Source organism: Streptomyces sp. B15 (genome assembly GCF_018070605.1).
GTDB lineage: Bacteria > Actinomycetota > Actinomycetes > Streptomycetales > Streptomycetaceae > Streptomyces > Streptomyces smyrnaeus.
On record NZ_JAGPXJ010000149.1, the window covers coordinates 1 to 10898 of the forward strand.

8 protein-coding genes and 1 pseudogene are annotated in these 10898 nt (G+C 73.0%); 7 read left to right on the top strand and 2 right to left on the bottom strand.

What is annotated here, in order from left to right:
- Positions 1 to 5 precede the first annotated feature (5 nt).
- On the bottom strand, positions 6 to 437 hold the full coding sequence (locus tag KBY19_RS34380; protein ID WP_099880156.1) for a MerR family transcriptional regulator: 432 nt from the start codon (positions 435 to 437) through the stop codon (positions 6 to 8).
- A gap of 41 nt (positions 438 to 478) precedes the next feature.
- The gene (locus tag KBY19_RS34385; protein WP_210967407.1) at positions 479 to 1324 is read right to left on the bottom strand and encodes a putative protein N(5)-glutamine methyltransferase; all 846 of its coding nucleotides are present in this window, start codon (positions 1322 to 1324) and stop codon (positions 479 to 481) included.
- A gap of 356 nt (positions 1325 to 1680) precedes the next feature.
- Here KBY19_RS34385 and KBY19_RS34390 point away from each other — a divergent pair, with 356 nt between their 5' ends.
- The 7 genes and pseudogenes from KBY19_RS34390 (at position 1681) to KBY19_RS34420 (ending at position 10762) form a co-directional block, all read left to right on the top strand.
- Positions 1681 to 2691: a serine protease gene (locus tag KBY19_RS34390; RefSeq protein ID WP_307842724.1), complete on the top strand. Its 1011-nt coding sequence runs from the start codon at positions 1681 to 1683 to the stop codon at positions 2689 to 2691.
- Positions 2692 to 2785: 94 nt separating this feature from the next.
- Positions 2786 to 3163: pseudogene (locus KBY19_RS34395) on the top strand (VOC family protein); the annotation flags it as partial.
- Positions 3158 to 3649 (top strand): nuclear transport factor 2 family protein, encoded by a 492-nt coding sequence (locus KBY19_RS34400; RefSeq protein WP_307843697.1) that lies wholly within the window; start codon positions 3158 to 3160, stop codon positions 3647 to 3649. The pseudogene KBY19_RS34395 and the gene KBY19_RS34400, both read left to right, overlap by 6 nt.
- A 67-nt stretch (positions 3650 to 3716) precedes the next feature.
- A complete protein-coding gene (locus tag KBY19_RS34405) occupies positions 3717 to 4364 on the top strand; it encodes a response regulator transcription factor (RefSeq protein WP_185016706.1) in 648 nt (215 codons plus the stop codon).
- Between the two features lie 110 nt (positions 4365 to 4474).
- Positions 4475 to 7684 carry an alpha-N-acetylglucosaminidase gene (locus KBY19_RS34410; RefSeq protein WP_210967408.1) on the top strand — a complete coding sequence of 1070 codons (3210 nt, stop codon included), beginning with the start codon at positions 4475 to 4477 and terminating at the stop codon, positions 7682 to 7684.
- Positions 7685 to 7781: 97 nt separating this feature from the next.
- Entirely contained in the window at positions 7782 to 8864 is a 1083-nt protein-coding gene (locus KBY19_RS34415; RefSeq protein WP_210967411.1) for a sensor histidine kinase, read from the top strand.
- 68 nt (positions 8865 to 8932) lie between these two features.
- Positions 8933 to 10762, top strand: a complete 1830-nt coding sequence (locus KBY19_RS34420; RefSeq protein WP_210967409.1) for a hypothetical protein — start codon at positions 8933 to 8935, stop codon at positions 10760 to 10762.
- Positions 10763 to 10898 lie beyond the last annotated feature (136 nt).

Sequence of the window (10898 nt, forward strand, 5' to 3'; positions counted from 1 at the left end):
GGGGCTCAGCGGCCCCGGCCCGCCTCCGACTCCTCCGCGCGGCGCAGGACCTCGCCCAGCGAGGTGGCCGGATCGGCGGCGCGGAGCCGGGCGATACGGGCGACCAGCCGGGAGCGGTACCGGTCCAGCTCGGCCGCCTTCTCCTCCACCGCGGCCAGCCGTCGCTCGTACATCGCCAGGGTCTCCGCGGGGCTGTCCTGGCAGGCCATGAACTCCTCGGTCTTCATGTCCAGGCAGGGCGCCACCTGGACGATGTCCTCGGTACCGAGGCCCGCCGCGAGCAGTTCCCTGACGTTGCGGACCCGGTTGACGGCGCTCTCGTCGTACGCGCGCCACCCTTTGGCCGTCCGCCTGGACACGAGCAGTCCCTGCTGTTCGTAGTAGCGGAGCGAGCGTCGGCTCGCACCCGTACGCTGCGCCAGCTCACCGATCAACATGCTCGCCCCAACGCCGCTGCGGCCTGTGTGCTTCCCGCGCCTCAGGGGTTCCGGGCGGTCAGGGTGGTGGCCCACAGCTCGGGGTCGGTGGTGACGGTGACGGCGAAGCCCGCGGCCGACAGGATGCCGGCGGCGGGTTCGGCCTGGTGGGAGCTGGTCTCCGTCAGCAGGATGCCGCCGGGGGCGAGCCAGCCTGCCGCTTCGGCGGCGACGCGGCGCAGCAGGGCCAGGCCGTCGGGCCCGCCGTCGAGCGCGGGCCGCGGCTCGTGCTCGCGGGCCTCGGACGGGAGGAGTGGTATGTCAGCGGTGGGGACGTAGGGCACGTTGGCCGTCAGCACGTCGATCCGGCCCCGCAACCGGTCGGGCAGCGCCTCGAACAGATCGCCCTCGTGGACATGGCCGCCGTTGTCGGCGAGGTTGCGTCTGGCGCACCGTACGGCGGCCGGGTCGAGGTCCGCCGCATGGAGTTCGCCGCGCCCTCCCAGGGCGGCGAGCAGGGCCGCGCCGACCGCGCCCGTACCGCAGCACAGGTCGACGAGGACCAAATTCCCCTCGGCCGGAGCCGACGCGGCTGCGCGCCGTACCAGGAACTCGGTACGGCGGCGGGGCACGAAGACGCCGGGGTCGACGGCGATCCGCAGGCCCGCGAACTGAGCCCAGCCCAGTACGTGTTCGAGGGGGTGCCCGGCGACGCGCCGGGCGGTCATCTCCCGCAGCTGGGCCGGTCCGCTCGCCGTCTCGCACAGCAGCCGGGCCTCGTCCTCGGCGAAGACGCAGCCCGCCGCGCGGAGCTGCTCGACCAGGTCGTCGGGAGAGAAGGGATGGGAGGGAGAAGAGGGGCGGGAGGGGTGAGAGGCAGGGGTGGTGGAGTGGGTGGGGTGGTGCATGGAAGCCCTTCCAGTGCTGGAACGCTCCCGTCGCCTGCGCCGGTCTCCGCTACCTGGTGCGGGGCCGCACGCCGCAAGGCGAGAGCGCGTTGTCTGCCGGAGCGGAAATGCGTCTCACCTCCCTGTGTCACCGCGTCGCTCGAACATCCGTTGCCGGTCGCCGCACCTTATCCCGACCGCTACCCGGGCGCACCCGCGGGTCGGCGGGCCCTCCCACGTCTCCTTCCCTGATCTCCCCCGTCTCCCCGGCCTCGCGACCCTCCCGGTATTCCCGAAAGCCGTGGACACAAAGGGAGTTGAGAAGGTGGGATGGGCGCGTCGCAGGTCACGAGGGGATGCGTGTGTCATCTGGTGAGGTGTCCGATGACGCAGCGGGGAGGGTCGGCGGCCGCCGCCCGACAGAGCAAGGCCCCGGCGCCTGCCCTGGCGCCGGGGAAACGAAGAGAAAGGACAGGCTCATCAAGACCAGCCAGGACAACCTCGGAAGCAACCTCGCGCGCCGCACGGTTCGGAGCACCGGAAGGGCCGCGCGCGCGGCGTGCGTCTCGGCCCTCTCGCTGGGTCTCGCCGCGGCGGGCACGGTCGCGTACGCGGCTCCGCAGTCGGGCACGGCCGGGGACTCGGGATACCAGACGAAGATCATCGGTGGTGAGGAGTCCACCGAGAACTACTCGTTCATCGTCTCCCTGCAGAAGCAGCGCGGCGACGACCCCGACGGCCACTACTGCGGCGGCACCCTCGTGGCGGCCGACTGGGTGCTGACGGCGGCGCACTGCGTCACCACCGCGGCCGGGGTGAACGACCCGAAGCCGTACCACGTGCGGGTCGGCTCACTGGACCGCACCCGGGGCGGCGAGGTGGCCCAGGTCGACAAGTTCGTCGTCCATCCGGGCTACCAGGCGTACGAGGACGAGGGGAGCGCCCACGACCTGGCGCTCATAAAGCTGTCCTCCACGGTCTCGAAGAAGCCCGCGCCGCTGGCGTCCCGCACTCCCGCCGCCGGAGAGACCGTCAAGGCGACAGGGTGGGGCTACACCAAGGCGACGGGCAACGACCCCTCGCAGCTGCCCGTCAGGCACCGCGAGGTCGAGCTGCCGGTGCTGGCTCCCGACACCCCCGAGTGCGCCTCCGGCGAGGCGGACGGGGACGCCTGGGGCATCCGGGAGGGAGACTTCTGCACCGGCAACCCGGACGGCAACGCCGGTACCTGCGGCGGTGACTCGGGGGCTCCCGCACTGATGAAGGTGAACGGCCGCTGGCAGCTGTCCGGTCTCACCAGCCGGGCCGTGGGGGACTGCGGCACCACGCCCGACATCTACCCCAGCGTCGCGGAACACCGCGACTGGATACGCGACGTCATCGGCTGATCCGCCGCACCTGTCGCGCCAAGGTGCTCCCCGTGCCGGCCGGGCTGGACGGGGAGCCCCTCCCCAGGGACAACGTTCGGAGAGGACACCCGGGATGAACCGGATCGACCTGGTCACGCTCCTGGTGGAGGAGTACGACGACGCCCTGGCGTTCTACGTCGACGTCCTCGGCTTCGCCGTACGCGAGGACACCCGTCTCGACGCGCACAAGCGGTGGGTCGTGGTGGAGCCGCCCGCGCCGGGCGGTACGGGTCTGCTGCTGGCCCGCGCCGCGAACCCGGCGCAGCGGGGCCGGGTCGGGGACCAGACAGGCGGACGGGTGGGATTCTTCCTGCGGACCCTGGACTTCGCCGCCGAGCACGCCCGTCTCACCGCGGCAGGCGTCCACTTCGAGGAGGTCCCCCGCGAGGAGCCGTACGGAACGGTCGCCGTCTTCCAGGATCCGTACGGCAACCGATGGGATCTCATCCAGGGCCGGGCGCACCCGCCGGACCCGCACGAGCTCCTCGCCCGCTACCACCGGGCGATGCTGGAGTCGGACGCCGACGCGCTGGCCGGCCTGTACGCCGTCGACGGCGTGCACGAGTTCCCGTTCGCCGTTCCGGGACTGCCGGGCCGCTTCACCGGGCGGGAGGAGATCCGTGCGGGCCACCGCGCGCTGTGGGACGGCGGCGGGGCCCGGGTGACGGAGATCCACGACGTCGTGGTGCACCGGAGCACGGACCCGGAGGTGCTGACCGCCGAGCACACGGTGGCCGGGACGCTGGAGCCCGGGAGCCGCCCGTTCCGCCTCGCTGGGCTGCTGGTGCTGCGGGTGCGCGACGGCCGTCTCGTCCATGTCCGCGACTACCTGGACGGGCTCGGCCTCGCACGCGTGGGAGCGCCTGACGGCCGGAGGCGGGGAGAGGGTCGCCCCGCGGCGATCGTCACCGCCCTGGACGAGGGCGCGGGCCGGTAGATTCACCGATAGATTCATGGCGCCCTGCCGCCATCCGGCTCAACCCGCTGCGATTTTGGAGTCTTCCGTGCGTGTCGTGATCGCCGAGGATCTTTTCCTGCTCCGGGACGGACTCGTACGGATGCTGGAGGCGTTCGACTTCGAGATCGCCGCCGCGGTCGACAACGGGCCGGAGCTGAGCCGGGCGCTGCAGGAGCTGGAGCCGGACGTGGCGGTGGTGGACGTACGGCTGCCGCCCTCGTTCACCGACGAGGGCCTGCAGTGCGCACTGGAGGCCCGCCGCAAGCGGCCGGGGCTGCCGGTGCTGGTGCTCTCGCAGCACGTCGAGCAACTGTACGCACGTGAGCTGCTGGCGGACGGGAACGGCGGGGTGGGGTACCTCCTCAAGGACCGGGTCTTCGACGCGGACCAGTTCGTGGACGCCGTACGCCGGGTGTCCGCGGGGGGTACGGCGATGGACCCGCAGGTCATCCAGCAGTTGTTGACGCGACGTGCGCAGGACGAGCCGATGGCCGGTCTGACCTCCCGGGAGAAGGAGGTCATGGAGCTGATGGCGCAGGGCAGGTCGAACGCGGCCATCGCGGGGCAGCTGTTCGTCACCGAGCGGGCCGTCGCCAAGCACACCTCCAACATCTTCGGAAAGCTCGGGCTGCCGCCCTCGGACGACGACAACAGACGGGTACTCGCCGTGCTCGCCTACCTCGACCGAGGCTGACCGCTTCGTTACCGTGCCTCCCCGTACGTGTCTTTGGTCACATACGGGCCCCATACGGGCCACCTACGGCAGGACATCCGGCAGGACATCCGTCACCTGGAGGCACCCCCATGCACGAGCCGATCAGCGAGCGTGAAAGATACGACAAATCCGGTCAGTCCGATCCGCGCCCGGTTCCCCCCGCGCGCTCCCCCCTCAACAGGCGCGCCGTACTGGGCACAACAGGGGCACTCGGCGCGGGTCTCGCGCTGGGCAACGGGTATCTCCCCGCCATGGCAGCGGACCGAACGGGCGGACTACAGGAAGCACCGACCACCTCCGGGGCGAAGGCGCCCGCCACCGACGCCGCGCGGGCGGCGCTCAAGCGGCTGCTCCCCCAGCACGCCGACCAGATCACGCTCCAGCAGATCAGCGGCCCCGAACGCTTCAAGGTCACCGGCCGGGCAGGCCGCATCCGGGTCGCCGGCACCGGGCCTGTGGCGCTGCTGACGGGCGTGCACTGGTACCTCAAGTACAGCTGCGACGCCCATATCTCCTGGGCCGGCAGTCAGCTTGAGCTGCCCAAGACGCTGCCCGCGCCCCGGAAACAGCACGCGCAGCGGGCCACGGTGGCCAACCGGTTCGCGCTCAACGACACCCACGACGGCTACACGGCCCCGTACGCCGACTGGGGACACTGGGAGCGCTTCTTGGACGTCCTCGCGCTGCACGGTTTCAACGAGGTGCTGGTCACCGCGGGCCAGGAAGCCGTCTACCACCGGATGCTCCGCGACTTCGGCTACAGCGACCAGGAGGCCCGATCCTGGATCCCGGCGCCGACCCACCAGCCGTGGTGGCTGCTGCAGAACATGGCCGAGTACGGCGGCCCCATCACCACCGAGCTGCTGAATCGGCGCACGGCCCTGGGCAAGCGCATCGTGGGCCGGATGCGCGAGCTGGGGATGAAACCCGTGCTGCCGGGCTACTTCGGCACCGTCCCCGCCGACTTCGCCAAGCGCAACAAGGGCGGCCGGACCGTGCCGCAGGGCAAGTGGAGCGGGCTGGCCAGGCCGCCCTGGCTGGACCCGCGTACGGCGGTCTTCCGCAAGGTCGCGGCCTCCTTCTACAAGCACCAGCGGGAACTGTTCGGCGCGGTCGACCACTTCAAGATGGACCTGCTGCACGAGGGCGGCGACCCCGGTGACGTGCCGGTGCCCGAGGCGGCGCGGGCCGTGGAGAAGGCCCTGCACACCGCACGGCCCGGCGCCACCTGGGTGATTCTCGGCTGGCAGGAGAACCCGCGCCGCGACCTGCTCGACGGGCTGGCCGCCAAGGACAAGATGCTGATCGTCGACGGCCTCTCGGACCTGGACCGGGTCACCGACCGGGAGAAGGACTGGGGCGGGGTGCCGTACGCGTTCGGCACCATCCCCAACTTCGGCGGGCGCACCACCATGGGCGCCAAGACGCACATGTGGACGGAGCGCTTCACCGCCTGGCGCGACAAGCGGGGCAGCAAGCTGACCGGTACCTGCTACATGCCCGAGGCCACCCACCGCGACGCGGCGGCACTGGAGCTGTTCAGCGAACTGGCGTGGCGGCAGCAGGCGGTCGACCGCGGCACCTGGTTCGACGGTTGGGCGAAGATCCGGTACGGGGCCGCCGACGCCAAGGCCAAGAAGGCGATGACGGCGCTGCGGGAGACCGCGTACCGCATCAGCAGCAAGGACGGCCGGCCGCACGACAGCGTCTTCGCGGCCCGCCCCAGCCTCACGGCCCGCTCCGGCGCCTACTACGCCACCCACACACCCGCCTTCGACCTGCCCGCCTTCGACGCCGCGTTCGACGCGCTGCTGGGCGTGGACGCGCGGCTGCGCGGGACCGACGCCTACCGCTACGACCTGACCGACACCGGCCGCCAGGTCCTCGCCAACCGCTCCTGGTCGCTCATCCCGCAGCTGCAGGCCGCATACAAGAAGAAGGACGTGGCCACCTTCAAGAAGCTGGCCGCGCTGTGGCTGAAGCTGATGGAGCTGGCCGACGACATGTCCGGCGGCCACCGCGCCTTCCTGCTGGGCCCCTGGCTGGCGGCGGCCCGCGGTTCGGCCGCCTCGGCGCCGGAGCGCGCCCAGCTGGAGCGGACGGCCCGGGTGCTGGTCACCACCTGGGCCGACCGCCCCACGGCCGACGGCGGCCGGCTGGCCAACTACGCCAACCGCGACTGGCAGGGCCTGATCCGGGACTTCCACCTGCCGCAGTGGAAGGCGTACCTCGACGATCTGCAGGACGCGCTCGAACAGCGGCGGGCACCGAAGAAGTTCGACTGGTACGCCGAGGAGGAGCCCTGGACCAAGCAGCGGAACGACTACCCCACCCGGCCGGCCGCCGACCCGTACACCACCGCCACCCGGGTCCGTGACGTCCTGGTCAAGGCGCCCTACCAGGGCTCGCTGAAGGTCTCCGCCGAGCCGCGCGCCGTCGCGCCCGGCAAGGCCAGCACCGTACGGGCGGTCTTCCGCAACGAGAACGGGCTGTGCCCCACCGGCGCCGTCGACCTCGCGCTGCGCGGCCTGGACGGTGCCCGGGCTCAGGACCCCACCTCGCACCGGGCCGTCAGCCCCGGCGGCATGGCGACCGTGCGCTGGCGGTACACCACTGCCGACCGGCCACTGGCCGAGCCGCTGGAGCCGCTGGAGTACACGGTGGAGGTGGAGAACGGACCCGAGGGCCAGGAGCGGGTGACCATCGGCCAGGACGGCCGGATCTACCGTGCCGGCCCGCTGCCGGACGGCGTACGGACGGCGACGACCAACGAGGCCGTCTTCGGGCACCTCGACGGCCGCTGGGCGATCGACGGCGCCGGTGCGGACCTGTGGAAGGCCACCGCCGAGTTCGGCACCGTCTACCGGGCGCGGGCGCTGGCCGACGGCGGCACGGTGACGGTGAAGGTCGTCTCCCAGGAGAACAGCGGACCGTGGGCCCGCGCGGGCATCGTCGTCCGCAACGACCTCTCCGCGCCGGGCTCCGCCGGGTTCGTCAATCTCGCCCTCACCCCCGGCAACGGCGTCGTGCTGTCGTACGACAGCAACGGCGACGGGACCCTGGACACCTACCGGGCGGCCTCCGGGGTCAAGGCCCCGGTCCTGCTGCGGCTCTCCCGGGCCGGCGCCTCCTACAAGGGGGAGCTGTCCACCGACGACGGGAGGTCGTGGCGTACGGTCTCAACCGTCGAGGCTCCCGGCGCGTCAGGCAAGCAGGACACCGGACTGTTCATGTCGGCGACCAACGGCGGCAGCGGCGATCGTGCCCTCGTCGAGTTCGCGGACTGGCGGACCGGGTAGGGCGGACGGGGGGGGGAGCCAGGGTGGGGAACGCGTGGAGGACACGGAAGACGTGACGGAGGACAGGCCGCGGGCCGCGGTACAGACGCACGAGCTGATGCTGGCGCTCGTCCGGGGACCCGCGCTCGCGGTCGTCACCCTGCCCCTGTCCATCCTGCTGTTCACGCTCTCCCTCGTCTCGATCGTGCTGCTGCCGATCGGGGTGGGCGTCGTCACCACGCCGCCCACCCAGCAGGCCGTCCGCTGGTACGCCAACCAACGGCGCCGGCTGGTCCGCGAGTGGGGCGGACTGGAGGTGCCCGAGCCGTACCGCCCCCTGCCGCGCCGGCCGCACAGCGGCATCGTCGGCCAGGTCGAACGCTGCACGCTGCTGCTCAAGGACCCCGCCACCTGGCGGGACATGGCGTGGCTGCCGGCCGATATGACGGCCGGCTTCGTCACCGCGCTGCTGCCGCCGATGCTGCCGATCAACCACCAGCTGACCAAGGCGATGCTGGAGCCCACCCGCGAGATGCTGCTGACGCAGCGGGTGGAGCAGTTGTACGAGACGCGGCATGACGCGGTGGACAGTTCGGCCGCGGAGTTGCGCCGTATCGAGCGGGATCTGCACGACGGCGCGCAGGCCCGGCTGGTCGCCATGGGAATGAGCCTGGGCACCATCGAAGCCCTGATCGAACACGATCCGGCCAAGGCCAAGCAGATGATCGCCCAGGCGAGGGAGAACTCCGCCGAGGCACTCACCGAACTACGCGACCTGGTACGCGGCATCCACCCACCCGTACTCGCCGAACGCGGCCTGCCCGACGCGCTGCGCGCGCTGGCGCTGCGGATGCCGGTCCCCGTGGAGGAGGACATCGAACTGCCTGGCCGGTTCGACGAGCCCGTGGAGACGGCCGTGTACTTCGCCGTCAGTGAGCTGCTGACCAACGCCGCCAAACACGCGGAGCCGACGAAGGTGTGGCTCGACGTGCTGTACGTCGCCGACGAATCCGCCGGGGGCGACTCCAGGATCCGGGTCACGGTCACGGACGACGGCAAGGGCGGTGCCTCCCTCGACGCGGGCTCCGGGCTGCAGGGCGTCCAGCGCCGCCTCGCCCAGTTCGACGGCGTCCTGGCGCTGAGCAGCCCGTCCGGCGGCCCCACCATGGCCACCCTCGAAGTCCCCGCCCCCCTCGCCTGAGCGCTTGTCGCCGCTCGCCACCGGCGCCGCGGGGTGACCCGGTGCCGCCCCGCCTCGTTCTGAGGGGTGTGAGTGAGGGGACCCTGGACGTCGAGCAGGCCGAACTCGCCCTCGTCGAGCACTACGGAAGACTCGTCCGGCTCGCGCACTGCGTGCTGGCCGACACCCCCCGCAGGGCGCACGCGCTGACCCGTGAGGCACTCCCCCGACGGTGCACGTCGACGGCGGCGCTGCCCCGGCCGCAGGCGCGACCGGGAACGCGACAGCAGCCGGAAGGCGCACAGGACGAGGACCCGGCGTATGTCTGGCTGCGGCTTCGGGTGCTGCGTGCGGCACTGGCCCGCCCGGGGGGCGGAGCCCCGGCCCGTGCCGCGTACGCGCTGCGGCATCTGGAGTCGATGGCGGACCCGGACATCCGGCGGCTGCTACGGGCCGCCCACGTCCGGGACCCGGACGCCGCCCTCGCGCAAGCCCGCACGGGACCGGCCGGCCGGCCCCCTCCGGACAGCCCGAACAGCCCGGACAGCCCGAACAGCCCGGACAGCCCCGAGATGCCGTGCCTCCTGTGCGGGACGCGGGAACCCCACCCCCTCGACGTGGTGCGGCGGCGCCGCCGGCGGCGGGTGGCAGGCACGGCGGTCCTCGCCGCGCTGGTGTGCGGCGGGATGCTGGGGGTGCCCGGCGACACCTGGGGGCCGGACGCCGCCGCCCGCCCGCCGCTGGTGCGGGGCACCGACGGGGAGCGCGCCCTCGATCCGGACGCGCTGGTCCGGGTGCCGCCCGGCACCTGGCGTCGGGCCTCCCGTGTGGACTTCGCCGCATGGCCGGCCCGCGGCGCCCTCACCCGCGATGAATCGTTGCTGCGCCGGGCGCTGGTCACCTGGGCCCGGCCGCGCGCCGACGTACGGGTCAGTGCGGCGCCCGGCACCCCCGAGGGACCGCCGCCGGGGCCGCCCCAACTGCTGTACGCGGGACGGCTGGAGGGTGCCGCCGTGGTGCTGCTGTACGACGGGCTGCGGGTGGCACGGTACGCCGAACCCCTGGACCCCGACGACGGTTCGGCCGCGGCCAAGGACGGGGTGTCGCTGGAGCTGTCCCGTACGGCGGGTGCGGAGACGGCGGCTTCGGGGGCACTGACCGTCTCCCGGAAGGAGGGCGAGGTGCGCTATTTGACGGCGCCGTGGATCCGGCGCGCCGCCGAGGTGGACCTCCTCGACCCGGCGGACGTGGCGGGCCGTGAGCTCTCCCGCGGCGAGGACGGGGTGACCGGGCCGGTACCCCTCCCGGTCACGCAGCCGCACCACTGCGAGAGCTGGCCGGGACTGGCGCTGACCGGCAGCCCGGGGGCGGCGCCCGCCGCGCAGCTGTACACGGACCTGGGCGAGCTGACCCCGGCGCGGCTGACGGACGGCACCGTCCGCGAGCCCGCCACCGGCGCCGCGGCCCGCGAACGGCTGGCACGTACGGCCTGCCACCTGCCCGCGGTGCTCGACCAAGGGGTCAAGACCGTCAACTCCTGGCAGTTCGCCCGGCAGCGGTTGCCGGACGGGGACGGCGAGGCGGCGTGGGTGTGTACACGGGCCGGTACCTGGCGGGGTACGGGGGCCAGGGTGATGACGCAGTTCCAGCCGCCGGCCCCGCCCGGACGCCCGGGGGCCGTCACCTCCCGTGCGGAGGACTCCCGCGCCTGCGGCCCGCGCGAGAGGGATGTGCTCACCGGGCTGCTGTGGAAGTCCACCCGGGGCCACTGGTACGTGCTGGCCGCGGCGGACGAGAGCGTCACCCGCCTGCGGGCGCGGGGCAAGGGCCTGGCGGACGGCCCGGCGGAGGTGGCCGGCAACACCCTGGCCGTACGCGCCGAACGGGGGGCCTCGGCGCGGCTGTCGGCAACCCGCTAGCCGCCGGCCCCCCGTGACGACGCGGCCGTCAGGCGTCCCGGCGCCGCAGCACGGCCGTACCCGCCGCCACCGCGGCGAGCGCCCAGCCGACGAGCAGCAGCAGGGCGACGGACCGCCCGTAGGTGCCGTTCCCACC

Excerpts from the sequence above, each read along its gene's own strand:
- KBY19_RS34410 (WP_210967408.1), top strand. The coding sequence starts at position 4,475 with ATGCACGAGCCGATCAGCGAGCGTGAAAGATACGACAAATCCGGTCAG.
- KBY19_RS34385 (WP_210967407.1), bottom strand. The coding sequence starts at position 1,324 with ATGCACCACCCCACCCACTCCACCACCCCTGCCTCTCACCCCTCCCGC.
- KBY19_RS34415 (WP_210967411.1), top strand. The coding sequence starts at position 7,782 with ATGCTGGCGCTCGTCCGGGGACCCGCGCTCGCGGTCGTCACCCTGCCC.
- KBY19_RS34380 (WP_099880156.1), bottom strand. The coding sequence starts at position 437 with ATGTTGATCGGTGAGCTGGCGCAGCGTACGGGTGCGAGCCGACGCTCG.